General features: G+C 61.6%; 12 protein-coding genes. 10 read left to right on the plus strand and 2 right to left on the minus strand.

The genetic code is table 11. The annotated features are described in order from the left end of the window. Window positions 1–50: 50 nt before the first annotated feature. The 4 genes from PCOSP_RS26715 (at window position 51) to rarD (ending at window position 5032) form a co-directional block, all read left to right on the plus strand. Window positions 51–815: a TOBE domain-containing protein gene (locus PCOSP_RS26715; protein WP_175384768.1), complete on the plus strand. Its 765-nt coding sequence runs from the start codon at window positions 51–53 to the stop codon at window positions 813–815. A 66-nt stretch (window positions 816–881) separates the two neighbouring features. Beyond that, a complete protein-coding gene (locus PCOSP_RS26720) occupies window positions 882–2783 on the plus strand; it encodes a PhoX family protein (protein WP_464709845.1) in 1902 nt (633 codons plus the stop codon). A gap of 171 nt (window positions 2784–2954) precedes the next feature. Beyond that, window positions 2955–3929: a serine/threonine protein kinase gene (locus PCOSP_RS26725; protein ID WP_139640665.1), complete on the plus strand. Its 975-nt coding sequence runs from the start codon at window positions 2955–2957 to the stop codon at window positions 3927–3929. 215 nt (window positions 3930–4144) lie between these two features. After that, window positions 4145–5032: an EamA family transporter RarD gene (gene rarD, locus PCOSP_RS26730; protein WP_139640667.1), complete on the plus strand. Its 888-nt coding sequence runs from the start codon at window positions 4145–4147 to the stop codon at window positions 5030–5032. Window positions 5033–5249: 217 nt separating this feature from the next. Here the strand turns inward: rarD and PCOSP_RS26735 are convergent, their stop codons facing one another. Further along, window positions 5250–5768, minus strand: coding sequence for a glycine cleavage system transcriptional repressor (locus tag PCOSP_RS26735; protein ID WP_464709847.1), 519 nt, complete (start codon window positions 5766–5768; stop codon window positions 5250–5252). A 548-nt stretch (window positions 5769–6316) separates the two neighbouring features. Here PCOSP_RS26735 and PCOSP_RS26740 point away from each other — a divergent pair. Continuing rightward, entirely contained in the window at window positions 6317–8494 is a 2178-nt protein-coding gene (locus PCOSP_RS26740; RefSeq protein WP_139640671.1) for a malate synthase G, read from the plus strand. A gap of 193 nt (window positions 8495–8687) precedes the next feature. Here the strand turns inward: PCOSP_RS26740 and PCOSP_RS26745 are convergent, their stop codons facing one another. Further along, window positions 8688–9134 (minus strand): response regulator, encoded by a 447-nt coding sequence (locus PCOSP_RS26745; protein ID WP_139640673.1) that lies wholly within the window; start codon window positions 9132–9134, stop codon window positions 8688–8690. Window positions 9135–9387: 253 nt separating this feature from the next. Here PCOSP_RS26745 and PCOSP_RS26750 point away from each other — a divergent pair, with 253 nt between their 5' ends. The 5 genes from PCOSP_RS26750 to PCOSP_RS26770 all read left to right on the plus strand — a co-directional run bounded on the left by PCOSP_RS26750 (window position 9388) and on the right by PCOSP_RS26770 (window position 16424). Next, window positions 9388–11328, plus strand: coding sequence for a putative nucleotidyltransferase substrate binding domain-containing protein (locus PCOSP_RS26750; protein WP_139640675.1), 1941 nt, complete (start codon window positions 9388–9390; stop codon window positions 11326–11328). Further along, a complete protein-coding gene (locus PCOSP_RS26755) occupies window positions 11325–12032 on the plus strand; it encodes a 3'-5' exonuclease (RefSeq protein ID WP_464709848.1) in 708 nt (235 codons plus the stop codon). The genes PCOSP_RS26750 and PCOSP_RS26755 overlap by 4 nt, the downstream gene beginning before the upstream one ends. Before the next feature lie 220 nt (window positions 12033–12252). Further along, window positions 12253–12771: an RNA polymerase sigma factor gene (locus PCOSP_RS26760; protein ID WP_139640678.1), complete on the plus strand. Its 519-nt coding sequence runs from the start codon at window positions 12253–12255 to the stop codon at window positions 12769–12771. Beyond that, the gene (locus tag PCOSP_RS26765) at window positions 12768–13751 is read left to right on the plus strand and encodes a FecR domain-containing protein (RefSeq protein ID WP_464709850.1); all 984 of its coding nucleotides are present in this window, start codon (window positions 12768–12770) and stop codon (window positions 13749–13751) included. The genes PCOSP_RS26760 and PCOSP_RS26765 overlap by 4 nt, the downstream gene beginning before the upstream one ends. A gap of 234 nt (window positions 13752–13985) precedes the next feature. After that, window positions 13986–16424 (plus strand): TonB-dependent siderophore receptor, encoded by a 2439-nt coding sequence (locus PCOSP_RS26770; protein WP_139640682.1) that lies wholly within the window; start codon window positions 13986–13988, stop codon window positions 16422–16424. Window positions 16425–16429: the final 5 nt, after the last annotated feature.

A 16429-nucleotide genomic window follows, 5' to 3' on the forward strand; every position in this document is an offset into this window, starting at 1 on the left:
CGGCCGAGGCGCCAACGTCCATTCATTCACCCTCGCGCGCAGTTTCCGCCATGTCCTTACCTACGCTTCTGACCCAACACATTGTCCGGCGTCCGCAACGCATCGCCCTGTTGCAACATATTGCCGAGCAAGGCTCCATCACCCGTGCCGCCAAGAGCGCGGGCCTGAGCTACAAGGCGGCATGGGATGCCATCGATGAGTTGAACAACCTGGCGGACCAGCCGCTGGTGGAACGCAGCGTCGGTGGCAAGGGCGGTGGCGGTGCCAGGCTGTCGGAAGAAGGGCAACGGGTGCTGCGCCTGTACCTGCGCCTGCAAGCCTTGCAGGCGCAGTTGCTGGAGGCGAGCGAAGACGCCGGGGACCTCGGCCTGCTGAGTCGCCTGATGCTGCGCACCAGCGCTCGCAATCAGTTGCACGGCAAAGTCCTTGGCATCGACGCCCAGGGCCATAACGACCGGGTGCGCCTGGAACTGGCCCGTGGCCTGGTCATCGAGGCACAGATCACCCACGACAGTACGGTGCGCCTGGAGCTGGCTATCGGCACCGAGGTGGTTGCGCTGATCAAGGCCGGCTGGCTGGAATTGTTCCCCAACGGGCCCCTGGAGAAATCAGGCTTAAATGCCCTACAAGGCGTCATCGAACATATCGCCCTGGCCACCGACGGTCCCAGCGAGGTGCGTATCAGCTTGCCCAACGGCCAGACCTTGTGCGCCCTGGCCGATCCGCTACAACTGCAAGCGCGCAACCTGGACACCGGCTCACCGGTGCAAGTGGTGTTTTCGGCAACGAATGTGTTGCTCGGGACACCGTTATAAAGGTACTGAAACAAAAGCTTCATCGACCCGCTTTAAGGTGACTGCCAAACCAGCAGGGAGCCTGAGATGAGCCTATTAGAAGAAAACCAATCCACCGACCTGGAAAAGATCGTCGGCCTGAGCCGCCGTAGCTTTATCGGCGCCGGCGCCTTGTGTGGCGCGGCCATGTTCCTGGGTGGCAACCTGTTGAGCCGCAGCGCCCTTGCCGCCGCCGTCAGCGAAGGCAACAGCAAGTTGCTGGGCTTCGACAGCATCGCTGCCGCCACGACCGACACCCTCACCCTGCCACCCGGCTACAAGTCCTCGGTGTTGATCAGTTGGGGTCAGCCGTTGCAGAAGAACGCCCCCGCATTCGACCCGAGTGGCAATGGCACCGCGCGTGACCAGGAAATGCAATTTGGCGACAACAACGACGGCATGAGCCTGTTCCCGTTCCCGGGCGACGAGAACCGAGCGCTGATGGCAATCAACAACGAATACACCAACTACCGCTACCTCTTCGCCCATGGCGGCCAGCCGCAGTCGGCCGAAGACGTGCACAAGGCCCAGGCCAGCGAAGGCGTATCGGTGATCGAAGTGAAGCGCCAGGGCGGCCAGTGGCAGTTCGTCGAGGCATCGCGCTACAACCGCAGGATCCATGGCAACACCCCGATCGAACTGAGCGGGCCGGCCGCCGGACATGAACTGCTGAAAACCGGCAGCGACAAGAGCGGTAAGAAAGTCCTCGGTACTTTCCAGAACTGCGCCAATGGCATGACGCCGTGGGGCACCTACCTGACCTGCGAAGAAAACTTCACCGACTGCTTTGGCAGCAGCAAGTCCGATTTGCAGTTCGATGAAGCGCAAAAGCGCTACGGCGCCACCGTCACCAGCCGCGAGATCAACTGGCACTTGTACGATCCACGCTTCGATCTGGCGAAGAATCCCAACGAGCTCAATCGCCATGGTTGGGTAGTGGAAATCGACCCATTCGATCCAGCGTCCACCCCCGTGAAACGCACCGCCCTGGGCCGCTTCAAACACGAAAACGCCGCCCTGGCACAAACCGGGGATGGTCGCGCCGTGGTCTACATGGGCGACGACGAGCGTGGTGAATTCATCTACAAATTCGTCAGCCGCGAGCGCATCAATCACAAGAACCCCAAGGCCAACCGCAACCTGTTGGACCATGGCACCTTGTATGTGGCGCGCTTCGACGCCGGCGACAGCAATCCGGACCACCCGAAAGGCAAGGGCCAGTGGATCGAACTGACCCATGGCAAGAACGGCCTCGACGCCAGCAGCGGCTTCGCCGACCAGGCCGAAGTGCTGATCCACGCGCGCCTTGCCGCCAGTGCCGTGGGCGCCACACGAATGGACCGCCCGGAGTGGATCGTAGTCAGCCCGAACGACGGCCAGGTCTATTGCACCCTGACCAACAACGCCAAGCGCGGCGAAGACGGCCAACCGGTGGGCGGACCCAACCCTCGGGCCAAGAACGTCTATGGGCAGATCCTGCGCTGGCGCACCGACCGCGACGACCACGCGTCCATGACCTTCAGCTGGGACCTGTTCGTAGTGGCCGGAAACCCGACCGTACATGCCGGTACACCGAAAGCCGGTTCGTCCAGCATCAACCCGCAGAACATGTTCAATAGCCCCGATGGCCTGGGTTTCGACAAGGCGGGTCGGCTGTGGATCCTCACCGACGGTGACGTCAGCAACACCGGCGACTTCGCCGGCATGGGCAACAACCAGATGCTCTGCGCCGATCCGAACAGCGGCGAAATCCGTCGGTTCATGGTCGGGCCGGTGGGCTGCGAAGTGACCGGCATCAGCTTCGCGCCGGACCAGAAGGCCTTGTTCGTCGGGATCCAGCACCCTGGCGAAAACGGCGGTTCGACCTTCCCCGAGCACCTGCCCAACGGCAAGCCGCGCTCGTCGGTGATGGTGATTACTCGCGAGGACGGCGGAATCATCGGCGCCTGATAGGGCCCCATCGCGAGCAGGCTCGCTCCCACAAGGATCAGCAACCTTGAAGATCCGATGTGGGAGCGAGCCTGCTGGCGATGGCTTCAGCACAGCCACCACCTATCTGCCTCCGTCTGCGCTACCATGCTGGGCCGGACGCGGCAGCCCTGCCGCTGCGCAGGAGTCAGCATGTCCCATCCGTTCGAAACTCTCACACCCGACCTGGTGCTCGATGCCGTAGAAAGTATCGGCTTCCTCAGCGACGCCCGTGTGCTGGCTCTCAACAGCTACGAGAACCGCGTCTACCAAGTCGGCATCGAAGACGCCGAGCCGCTGATCGCCAAGTTCTATCGCCCCCAGCGCTGGACCAACGAGGCGATCCTGGAAGAACACCGCTTCACCTTCGAGCTGGCCGATTGCGAAGTGCCGGTAGTGGCGCCGCTGGTTCACAACGGCGCCAGCCTGCACGAACACGCCGGGTTTCGTTTCACCCTGTTCCCTCGCCGCGGCGGCCGTGCGCCGGAGCCGGGCAATCTCGACCAACTCTATCGCCTTGGCCAATTGCTCGGACGTCTGCATGCGGTAGGCGCCAGCCGCCCGTTCGAACACCGCGAGGCCCTGGGCGTGAAGAACTTCGGCCATGACTCACTGGCGACCGTATTGGAAAGCGGTTTCGTGCCCCGCAGCCTGCTTCCGGCCTACGAGTCGGTGGCAAGGGATCTGCTCAAGCGTGTCGAAGAAACCTACGCCGCCACGCCCCATCAGAACATCCGCATGCACGGTGACTGCCACCCGGGCAACATGATGTGTCGCGACGAGGTTTTCCACATTGTCGATCTGGACGACTGTCGCATGGGCCCGGCGGTACAGGATCTGTGGATGATGCTGGCCGGCGATCGTCAGGCATGCCTGGGCCAGTTATCGGAATTGATGGACGGCTATCAGGAGTTCCATGACTTCGACCCACGGGAACTGGCGTTGATCGAACCTTTGCGCGCCCTGCGCCTGATGCACTACAGCGCCTGGCTGGCCCGTCGCTGGGACGACCCGGCATTCCCCCGCAGCTTCCCGTGGTTCGGCAGCGAGCGCTATTGGGGCGACCAGGTGCTGGCATTGCGCGAGCAACTGGCGGCGCTCAATGAAGAGCCGTTGAAGTTGTTCTGAAGAGCGCACTTCAACCATCACCACAATCCCCTGTGGGAGCGAGCCCGCTCGCGATCGCGGTGTGTCAGACAACATATTCGTAAGCTGATACACCGCGATCGCGAGCAGGCTCGCTCCCACAGGAGGTATTTGCGTTGTTGCTCAAAGGTTCGCCCAAAACCTGACAAATCTACTTACAATCACTCCTTTGTTAGCTGCCTAAGCAAGGATTCTGCATGCAAGCCGCCAACCCGCGTCGCGGGTACATCCTGGGCCTGAGTGCCTACGTCATCTGGGGATTGTTCCCCATCTATTTCAAAGCGATAGCCAGCGTGCCGGCCGTGGAGATCATCATCCACAGGGCGCTGTGGTCGGCGCTGTTCGGCGCGGCGCTGCTGATGGTCTGGAAACACCCAGGCTGGTGGCGCGAGCTGCGGGACAACCCGCGTCGCTTCGCGATCCTGGCCTTAAGTGGCACATTGATCGCGGCCAACTGGCTGATCTACGTCTGGGCGGTGAACAATGGTCGCATGCTCGAAGCCAGCCTGGGTTACTACATCAACCCGCTGGTGAATGTGCTGCTGGGGATGCTGATCCTCGGCGAACGGCTGCGGCGCATGCAATGGCTGGCGGTGGGGTTGGCAGCGGTTGGCGTGGCGCAGCAGGTCTGGCAGGTCGGCAGTTTGCCGTGGGTGTCCCTGGCGTTGGCGTTGACCTTCGGCTTCTATGGTCTGATTCGCAAGCAAGCCCCGGTCAAAGCCTTGCCAGGGCTGGTGGTGGAAACCTGGATGCTGGTACCGATCGCCATAGCCTGGTTGCTGTTCAACCCGACCGCCACCAGTGCCCAGGCAGCGTTCTGGACTACCTCCGAAGCCTGGTGGCTGGTGGCGGCCGGCCCGGTGACACTGGTTCCGCTGGTGTGCTTCAACGCCGCCGCCCGCCATCTGCCCTACACCACGCTGGGCTTTCTCCAGTACATCGCACCGACACTGGTGCTGCTGCTGGCAGTGCTGCTGTTTGGCGAGCATCTGTCGTCCAGCACCTTGGTGGCGTTTCTGTTTATCTGGGCCGGACTTGCGGTGTACAGCATCGACGCTGTGATCAGTATGCGCCGACGCAACTGATCAAAAATCGTACATCCCTCTGCAGGCCACGCTTGACATGGCCTGCGTTGATCCACCCCAAGGTTATCCACAGCGTCATCCCCGCCGTTTGTGCACAAGCCTTTGAAAACTGGCGATTTTTTGATCATCGCCGGCAAAGGCCCGCCGGGCCTGGGCTGGCGCCGGGTCTCTACAGGTTATCCACAGGCAGGTGCAGCTTTTCCTTGGATAACCGGCCTCACGCCTCATCGCTCAGTTTGAGTTCCACCATCAATTCGTCGGCCAAGGTCTCCAAGCGTTCCTGCAAGGTGTCCAACGACAGCGTCAGCGGCACGCCCAGGATCGCTTCGGCGTGAAACAGCAGTTCGCTGCTCATCGGTGCCGGCCCGACATGGGTCACCAGACGCTCGACATTGACCCCCTGCTCACTCAATAACCGGGTGATGTCCCGCACGATGCCGGGACGGTCGTTACCCACCAGCTCCATGGCAATGGGTTTCCAACTGCAGGACTCTTCGATCGTGCTCTGCGCGATGAGCACGCGAATGCCATGGCTCGCCAACCCATGCAAGGCTTCGATCAGTTCCTCATGGGATTCGGCCGGAGCACTGAGACGCAGTATCCCGGCAAATTGCCCCGCCAGATGCGACATGCGGCTTTCCAGCCAGTTACCGCCGTGCTCGGCAATGCATTGGGCGATGCGCTCGACCTGCCCGGGTTTGTCCGGGGCGAAAACGGTGATGACGAGATGGTCCATGGCGCAGCCCTCTTGTTATGGGAAGAAAGAGTATAGGCAGCATGAGCTGTGTAGGAGCTGTCGAGTGCAACAAGGCTGCGATCTTTCCCATACCAATTGATTCGGGAGCGAAAGATCAAAAGCAAAGATCGCAGGCTCCTACACTCGGCGGCCGCATTTATCATTCTGAGGTCCACTTACAATCGTGTACAAGTCATAAGATTTATATGGAACAATTCATCGGTTTTTTGAGAACATCAGACGTCTCGTCGTGACCGTACTGCTTTAGTCGGTCGCGGAACGACGCAATTAGTCTAATTTTCACAACCGCAACTGTTCATGTAGTATTCCGCAGCGAGCACTACATAATGTTGGACCGATGTCTGCCAAGGCGCAGTCGCATCCCTGAAAGCCCCATCAGCAAGGCTTAACGCCCATGATAGGTCCCACCCAGCCGCCAGCGATGGCATGTACTGGTTCCGGGGTTTGTGGTTTAAATGTCCCGAGGCTTCATTGTCAAAATCGAAGAGCTGAAAAGCGAAATAGCTGAGCAGAGTGAGAGGCAAGCAATGACTGAACACGTTCAAGTCGGTGGCCTTCGGGTCGCCAGAGTCCTGTTCGACTTCGTGAACAACGAAGCCATCCCCGGTACCGGTCTGACCGCCGACCAGTTCTGGGCCGGTGCCGACAAGGTCATCCACGACCTGGCACCGAAGAACAAAGCCCTACTCGCCAAACGCGATGATTTCCAGGCTCGGATCGATGCCTGGCACCAGTCGAAGGCCGGCCAGGCCTTTGATGCCGTGGCTTACAAAGCCTTCCTGCAAGACATTGGATACCTGCTGCCAGAAGTGGCGGATTTCCAGGCTACGACCCAAAACGTCGATGACGAAATCGCCCGCATGGCCGGCCCGCAGCTGGTGGTGCCGGTGATGAATGCCCGTTTCGCCCTCAACGCTTCGAACGCCCGCTGGGGTTCGTTGTACGACGCGCTGTACGGAACCGACGCCATCAGCGAAGCCGATGGCGCGGAAAAAGGCAAAGGCTACAACAAGGTTCGCGGCGACAAGGTCATCGCTTTCGCCCGTGCCTTTCTCGACGAAGCAGCCCCCCTGGCGGCCGGCTCCCACGTCGACTCCACCGCCTACAAGATCGTCGACGGCAAACTGGTGGTCGCCCTCAAGGGTGGCAGCAACAGTGGCCTGCGTGACGATGCCCAACTGATCGGTTTCCAGGGCGACGCCTCGGCTCCCACCGCGGTACTGCTCAAGCACAACGGCCTGCACTTCGAAATCCAGGTCGATGCCAGCACCCCGGTCGGCCAGACCGACGCCGCCGGCGTCAAAGACATCCTGATGGAAGCCGCGCTGACCACCATCATGGACTGCGAAGATTCGGTCGCCGCCGTCGATGCCGATGACAAGGTAGTGATCTACCGTAACTGGCTCGGCCTGATGAAAGGCGATCTGTCGGAACAGGTCGCCAAGGGCGGTCAGACATTTACCCGCACCATGAACCCGGACCGCGCGTACACCGCCGTCGACGGTTCGAGCCTGACGCTGCACGGTCGCTCGCTGTTGTTCGTGCGCAATGTCGGTCACCTGATGACCATCGACGCGATCCTCGACAAAGATGGCAACGAAGTGCCGGAAGGCATTCTCGACGGCCTGGTGACAAGCCTGGCGGCGATCCACAGCCTCAACGGCAATACGTCGCGCCGCAACAGCCGCACCGGCTCGGTGTACATCGTCAAGCCGAAGATGCATGGTCCGGAAGAGGCCGCGTTTACCAACGAGCTGTTCGGTCGCATCGAAGACGTGCTGAACCTGCCGCGCAACACCCTCAAGGTCGGGATCATGGATGAGGAGCGCCGCACCACGGTCAACCTCAAGGCCTGCATCAAGGCTGCCAGCGAGCGCGTGGTGTTCATCAACACCGGTTTCCTGGATCGCACCGGCGACGAAATCCACACCTCGATGGAAGCCGGCCCGATGGTGCGCAAGGCCGACATGAAAGCCGAGAAGTGGATCGGCGCCTACGAAAACTGGAACGTCGACATCGGCCTGAGCACCGGCCTGCAAGGTCGTGCGCAGATCGGCAAGGGCATGTGGGCCATGCCGGACCTGATGGCGGCGATGCTCGAACAGAAAATCGCCCATCCGATGGCCGGTGCCAACACCGCTTGGGTTCCATCACCGACCGCCGCCGCGTTGCATGCGCTGCATTACCACAAGGTCGACGTGTTCGCCCGTCAGGCCGAACTGGCCAAGCGAACCCGCGCTTCGGTAGACGATATCCTGACCATCCCGCTGGCGGTCAACCCGAGCTGGACGCCGGAGCAGATCAAAAACGAGTTGGACAACAATGCCCAGGGCATCCTCGGCTACGTGGTGCGCTGGATCGACCAGGGCGTCGGCTGCTCCAAGGTGCCGGACATCAACGATATCGGCCTGATGGAGGACCGGGCGACGCTGCGCATTTCCAGCCAGCACATCGCCAACTGGCTGCGCCATGGCATCGTCACGCAGGACCAGGTGATGGAAAGCCTCAAGCGCATGGCGCCAGTGGTGGACCGCCAGAACGCCAGCGATCCGCTGTACCGTCCGTTGGCACCGGACTTCGACAGCAACATCGCTTTCCAGGCAGCGGTCGAGCTGGTGATCGAAGGCACCCGGCAACCTAACGGCTACACCGAGCCGGTGCTGCACCGTCGTCGCCGCGAGTTCAAGGCGGCCAATGGTCTGTGATTGAGCGGTAGCGATAAATGAGAAAGGCCCTGATCTTGCGATCAGGGCCTTTTTTGTTTGCATAACCGCCTTTGCTGATCATCCCCACGCTCTGCGTGGGGATGCCGCAACGGACGCTCCGCGTTCGGCTCTTCGGGACGCGGAGCGTCCCCGGCTGCATTCCCACGCGGAGCGTGGGAACGATCGCCACAGGCTAGAGATCCATCCCCAGCTCCCGCTTGACCAACTCCAGCAACTTCTCCGTATCTATGGGCTTGAGCAGAAAATCCACCACGCTCAGGTGCATCGCCTCGATGGCGTCCTTCACGTCGGCATCGCCGGACACAATGATGATCGGCAGCGCGGCCCGCTCCGACTCGCGGATCAGGCGCACCAGTTCCAGGCCATCGACATTGCCCATACGCAGATCGGTGATCAGCAGGCCGATCGACGGCTTGGTTTCCAGCATCCTGAGTGCGGTTTCGCCGCTGGCGGCGGTCATGCAATGGATGCCATCCAGCGCCAGGATTTCCGACAGAAGCTCGCGAGCGTCCTTGTCGTCATCGACGATCAAGACTCGCTGCGGCGGCAGGTCAGGCTCCAGCATGACGGCACTCAACGCTTCGCGCTCGGCGTCACTCAAAATATCGTGATCGGACATGATGCTCTCTACATTCCTTGAATCGATCCCCTGGCACAGTGGTCAGACATCGTTCGGCAGCGCTTCAATGTGCACTTCGTCGGATTTTTTTCCAAGAACATTCAATGAAGATTTTTCCAGGGCTCGTGCAGGACTTTTTCTGTAGGTCGTCCCCCTTTGCAGGAACCTAGACTTACGTCCAATGGGCACTCCCCCCTCAGAGGTCGACCATGGGGAACAGATCCGACCACAACAATTCAAAAAAGATTGCGCAATGGTTATGAAAAAAGCGGACGCCTTCATCCAGGCGGGGAAAACCGCGGTGTTGCAGAACATCCAGGGCACGTTGCAGTTCCTCCAACGCTTCCCCCCGTTCAACCAGATGGAAAATGCTCACCTGGCGTACCTGGTGGAACAATGCCTGCTGCGCTTCTACGCGCCAGGTGAAACCATCATCAAGCCGGCCGACGGTCCGGTGGAGCACTTTTACATCGTCAAGCAGGGCCGGGTGGTAGGGGAGCGTCCGCATTCGGCCAAGGGTGGCACCGAGACCACTTTCGAAATCACCACCGGCGAATGCTTTCCCCTTGCCGCACTGCTCGGGGAAAGGGCCACGCGCACCGAGCACCGGGCCGGCGAAGACACGTTCTGCCTGCAATTGAACAAGCAGGCTTTCATCAAATTATTCGCCTTGTCCGGCCCGTTTCGCGATTTCGCCCTGCGCGGGGTCAGCAGCCTGCTCGACCAGGTCAACCAGCAGGTCCAGCAAAAATCCGCGCAGACCCTGGGCACCCAATACTCCCTGAATACCCGCCTGGGTGAGCTGGCGATGCGTCATCCGGTGAGCTGCAGCCCTGACACGCCGTTGCGCGAAGCCGTGAAGCTGATGCACGAGCAACAGGTCGGTAGCATCGTGGTGGTGGACGAACACAAGGCGCCGGTGGGGATTTTCACCCTGCGTGACCTGCGACAGGTCGTGGCCGACGGTTCCGGGGACTTTTCCCAGGCCATCGCGGCGCACATGACCCAGGCACCGTTTTTTCTCTCGCCGGATCACAGCGCCTTCGACGCGGCCATCGCCATGACCGAACGCCACATTGCCCATGTCTGCCTGGTCAAGGAACAGCGCCTGTGTGGCGTGGTATCGGAACGGGATCTGTTTTCCCTGCAGCGAGTCGACCTGGTGCACCTGGCCCGGACCATTCGCAGCGCCCCCCGGGTGGAAAACCTGGTGGCCCTGCGGGGCGAAATCGGCCAACTGGTGGAACGCATGCTGGCCCACGGCGCGTCGTCGACCCAGATCACCCACATCATCACCTTGCTCAACGATCACACCGTGAGCCGCGTCATCGAGCTGACCCTGGCCGAAAAAGGCGATCCGGGAGTGCCGTTCAGTTGGTTGTGCTTTGGCAGTGAAGGCCGGCGCGAGCAAACCCTGCACACCGACCAAGACAACGGCATCCTGTTCGAGGCCCGGGACGCGGCCCATGCGGCGCAGATCCGCGGCCTGCTGCTGCCCATCGCCCAACAGATCAACCAGAGCCTGGCGCTGTGCGGCTTCACGCTGTGCAAGGGCAATATCATGGCCGGCAACCCGGAACTGTGCCTGTCCCGCGCCGAATGGTCCCGACGCTTTGCCGCCTTCATTCGCGAAGCGACGCCGGAAAACCTGCTGGGCTCCAGCATTTATTTCGACCTGCGGGTGGTCTGGGGCGACGAGCAAGGCTGCAATCAGTTGCGCCGGCAGATCCTCGATCAGGTGGGCGATAACCGTCTATTCCAGCGCATGATGGCCGAGAACGCCTTGCGCCATCGCCCTCCGGTCGGGCGTTTCAGGGATTTCGTGCTGAGCCGTAAAAACGGTGAGAAAGCCACCCTGGACCTGAAAGTGCAAGGCCTGACGCCCTTCGTCGACGGCGCCCGCCTGCTGGCGTTGGCCAATGGCATCGAGGCCAACAACACCCTGGAGCGTTTGCGGCAACTGGTCGCCCGGGAGGTGATCGATCCCCTGGATGGTGCGGCCTATGAAGAGGCCTACCACTTCATCCAGCAAACCCGTATGCAGCAACACCAACTGCAGACCCGCGAGAACCTGCCCTACTCCAACCGTGTCGACCCCGACAGCCTCAATCACCTGGATCGGCGGATCCTGCGTGAATCCCTGCGCCAGGCTCAACGCCTGCAAAGCAGCCTGACCTTGAGGTATCAACTGTGAACCTGTTTTCCTGGTTGCGCCCGGCCTCGCCGACGTTGCCGGACGCGTTGCAGCGGCGCCTGGAAAACCTGTCGCCGCCCTCGCCCCTGGATGAGCGCAGCCTGCGGGAACAGCGCTGGGTGGTGGTGGACCTGGAAACCACTGGCTTGAACTTGAACAAGGATCAGGTGCTGTCCATCGGGGCGGTGGTGATCGAAGACGGTGCCATCGATTTCAGCCAGCAGTTCGAGCGCACCTTGCAATGCGAGAAGCAGAAGCTCGGGCCGAGTGTGTTGATCCATGGCCTGGCACCCAGCGCAATCGCCGCGGGCAGCGACCCGGCCGAAGCATTGCTGGCGTTCATGGAGTTCGTCGGCGACAGTCCGCTGCTGGCCTTCCACGCGCCCTTCGATGCCCACATGCTCGGCCGCGCCCTGAAAGACCACCTGGGCTACCGCTTGCAGCACGTGTTCCTCGACGTAGCCGACCTGGCGCCGATGCTCTGCCCCCAGGCAGCGCTGCGCAAGAGCGGCCTGGACGACTGGATCGAGGCTTTCAAGCTGCAAGTGGTTGATCGTCACAATGCCAGCGCCGACGCCCTGGCCACGGCGGAACTGGCACTGATCCTGTTCAGTCGCGCCCGCCAGCAACAGATCCACAGCCCGCTCAACCTGCAACAGTGCCTGGGCCAGTGGAAGCGCCGGCAGCAGGCGCCTTCGATCTAATTCCCCTGGCGATGAACACCCTACCCTGTGGGAGCGAGCCTGCTCGCGATAGCGGTATATCAGTCGACATCAAGGTTGAATGACAGACTGTTATCGCGAGCAGGCTCGCTCCCACAGGTTTCTACACTCGATCATCCCGACCAGCGCCAATTGCATTCCCGCCCCCGCCTCTGCCACAATCGCGAACAATTCTCGTTACTTAAAACATCGGTGATGCTCCGTGTCGTCAGTCCCTAGCCCCCGCAACGATCTGGTTGGTGCGTTGTACCGTGATCATCGCGGTTGGCTACTGGCGTGGTTGCGGCGCAACGTGGCCTGTCCGCAACGGGCCGAGGACTTGAGCCAGGACACCTTCGTGCGCCTGCTCGGCCGTAATGAGCTGACGGCCCCCCGCGAGCCCCGGGCATTCCTGGTGGCAATCGCCAAAGGCCTGCTGTTCGATCATTTCCGTCGGGCCGCCCTGGAGCAGGCTTACCTCACCGAACTGATGCTGATTCCCGAAGGCGAACAGCCGTCGCTGGAAGAACAGCAATTGATCCTCGAAGACCTCAGGCAGATCGATCGCCTGCTCGGCAAGCTGTCGAGCAAGGCTCGCGCCGCGTTCCTGTATAACCGGCTGGACGGCCTCGGCCATGCCGAAATCGCCAAGCGCCTGGGGGTTTCGGTGCCGCGGGTACGCCAGTATCTGGCGCAGGGCATCCGACAGTGCTATATCGCACTCTATGGGGAGCCGACATGAGCCCGGCCCATTCCAAACCGGTCTCGGCCAGCGTGTTGGATGCCGCCATTGCCTGGCAGTTGTCGCTGGATTCAGGCAGCGGCAGCGCTCAGGAGCGCGAAGCGTTCGCCCGCTGGCACGCCGCCGATGAAGAACATGCCCGGGCCTGGCGGCAGTTGGGCATGCTCGACCAGCGCTTCAGCGTTGCCAACGGACCGGCGCGGGCCGCGCTACTGCAATCGCGGGTGAGTATCCGTCGCCGGATACGCAAAGTGGGCAGCAGCCTGGCCAGCATTGTCGCGGTCATCGGCCTGACATTGTTTGCCGGTGAACGTTATCTGCCGCTGGACTACTGGCTGGCCGACCAACGCACCGCAACCGGCGAGCAACGTACCCTGCGCCTGGCCGACGGCACGCTGATCAACCTCAACACCCACAGCGCGCTGGACGTGCGCTTTGACGCTAAACAACGGCGCATTGTTCTCCAGGAGGGCGAGATCCTGGTGGAGACCGGCCACAACGACCCACGTCCGTTTATCGTCGAAACCCGCGAAGGCAGCCTGCGCGCCCTGGGCACGCGGTTCCTGGTCAAGCGCGAGGACGACGGCACTCGCCTGAGCGTATTGCAATCCGCCGTGGCCGCCCACCCACAGGCCTCGGGGCAAGAACAGATTCTGCGCGAAGGCCAGCAGGTGCTGATGCGCCGTGACGGCCTTGGCCCCACCCTGGCCCTGAGCCCCGGCGCCGATGCCTGGACCCGGGGCATGCTGGTGGTAGAGAACGCTCGCCTTGAAGATCTGGTGCATGAGTTGGGGCGCTATCGACGCGGCTACCTGGGGGTCGAGCCAAAAGTGGCGGATTTGCGCATCACCGGCAGCTTTCCGCTGCATGACACCGACCTGGCCCTGAGCGCGCTGCTGCCGACCTTGCCGGTGCAGATCGAGCATCACACGCGGTGGTGGGTGGTGGTGCAACCCAACACCGGGGCCAAGGCCCGATAAAAGGTGATCCATGGGATCGCCTTCGCGAGCAGGCTCACGCCCACAATGGATCGGCGCGCACCCATCCCTGTGGGAGCGAGCCTGCTCGCGAAGGGGCCGTCAGCCCTGCACAAAACAGGTCTGGTCCCCCTATTCAAATCCTGAATCTAAATTATTTTCATCTACCCCTATCACTTTTGCATTTTCATTCGGCATCCAGGCAATTGAGAAATTTTTCCATTCAGGAGCCGCCGTATGTCCCGCCCGCTAGACACCCTGTTGCGCCCCAGCCTGTTGGCCGTTGCCATCGTCCTTGCCGTCCCGTTGGCCAGCGGCCCACTCCTGGCGGCCGAACAGCCGTCCAGCGTGCGCACTTACAACCTGCCCGCCGCGTCACTGGCCAGCACCCTGAACCAGATCGCCAGTCAGGCCGGTCTCGCTCTGAGCCTGAGCCCGACATTGGCCGCAGGCAAAACCTCGGCCCCGGTCCAGGGCCAGTTCGATGCCGCGGGCGCATTGCGTGAAGCCTTGCGCGGCACCGGCTTGCAACTGCAACAGAGCAGCACCGGCACCTACAGCCTGGTGGCCGTGCCCGAAGGCGTCATGGCCCTGCCGGAAACCAGCGTGATCGGCGCCGGCCTGAGCGAAAGCGCCTGGGGCCCGAGCGAGAGCTATGCAGCCACTCGCACCGCCGCCGGCACCAAGACCGATACGCCGATCGTCGAACTGCCGCGCTCGGTCTCGGTGGTGACACGCCAGCAGATGGAGGATCGCTCGGTCCTCAACCTCAACGATGCCCTGCGCTACACCGCCGGTGTGCAGAGCAGCGGCTACGGCTCGGATTCGCGTAACGACTGGCTGCTGGTGCGCGGTTTCATACCGACTCAGTTTCTCGATGGCCTGCCGCTGCCCAAGGGCAACTACATCACACCGAAAATCGAGCCTTGGAACCTGGAGCGCATCGCCGTGCTGCGTGGTCCGGCATCGTCGGTCTACGGCCAGACACCACCCGGCGGCATGCTCGATATGGTCAGCCGTCGCCCACAAGCCGAGAGCAGCCACGAAGTCGAGTTGCAGGCCGGCAGCTATGAACACAAGCAGATCAACTTCGACAGCACCGGCCAGATCGATGACGAAGGCCAATTCCTCTATCGGCTCAGCGGCACCGTGCGCGACAGCAATGCCCAGGTCGATCACATCCCGGACAAGCGCTACAACATCGCCCCGAGCCTGACCTGGAACATCAATGACGACACTCGCCTGACCTTCCTGTCCCAGTACACCCGCGACGACACTGGCATCACCGGGCAATTCCTGCCCTTGCAAGGCACCAAGCTGTCCTCGCCGGCCGGCAAGATTTCCCACCACAAGAACCTGGGCGATCCGGACTGGGAATTCTACGACCGCACCTACTACGCCCTCGGTTATGCCTTCGAACATCGCTTCAACGACACCTGGCAGTTCCGCCAGAACCTGCGCTACACCAAGAGCGACCTGGAATTCCAGGGCCTCACCGCCGGCGGGTCGTTCTTCCCGGCGGGCCCCGATCAAGCCGTGAGCGCCGACGGCACGGTCAAACGCAGCGCCGGTATCGTTAACGAAGACATCAGTCAGTTCGCCGTCGATAACAATTTCCAGGCCGACTTCCAGACCGGTGCCCTGAGCCATACGCTATTGCTTGGCCTGGACCATCAGCGTTCCAACAGCAATTCGCGCTGGAAATGGGGATCCACCGGCGTCCCGACCACCAATATCAACAACCCGATCTATGGGCAGGATTTTTCCAACGTCCAGTACTTCGATATGTACGACTACAACCAGAAGACCCAGCAGACCGGTCTGTATATCCAGGACCAGATGGCCCTGGACAACTGGCGCCTGACCCTAGGCGGTCGTGAGGACTGGATTCACACCGGCACCGAGTTCCACAACCTGAACAACGCCACGAACACTCAGCGCGATAAGAAATTCAGCGGTAACGCCGCACTGAGCTACGTCTTTGATAACGGCGTGACGCCTTATATTTCTTTCGCCCAGTCGTTCCAGGCGGCGGCCGGCTCGACCGTCAACAGCACCGACGCGTTCAAACCGACCGAGGGCGAACAGTACGAGGCTGGCATCAAGTACCAGCCCCCAGGCACCAAGACCCTGCTGACAGCCGCAGTGTTCGACCTGACCCAGAAGAACAACTCCGTGACCGAAAACAACATCACCCGCCAAGTCGGCGAGGTGCAGGTACGCGGCCTGGAGCTGGAAGCCTCCGGTGACGTCACCGACAATCTGAAACTGATTGGTTCCTACACCTACAACGACAGCGAAATCACCAAGGGCACCGCAGCTGAAAAGGGCAAGCGCATGGCCCAGGTGCCACGCAACCAGGCCACCGCGTGGGCCGACTACACCTGGCACAACGGCCTGCTCGACGGCTTCGGTGTCGGTGCCGGTGTGCGTTACGTCGGCGACACCTACGGCAACACCACCAACACCGATTGGGGTCATGTCGGCTCCTACACTGTCTACGACGCATCGGCCCATTACGATCTGGGGCGTGTGAGCAGCTCCCTCAAAGGCGTATCGGTGGCGGTGGACGCAAAGAACATCTTCAACAAGGACTACCTCTCCACCTGCGACGGCTTCTATTGCTACTACGGCGATCAACGCAACGTGGTCGCCAGTGTGAATTACAAGTGGTGATCGGT

The organism is Pseudomonas sp. MAFF 730105 (assembly GCF_055380705.1).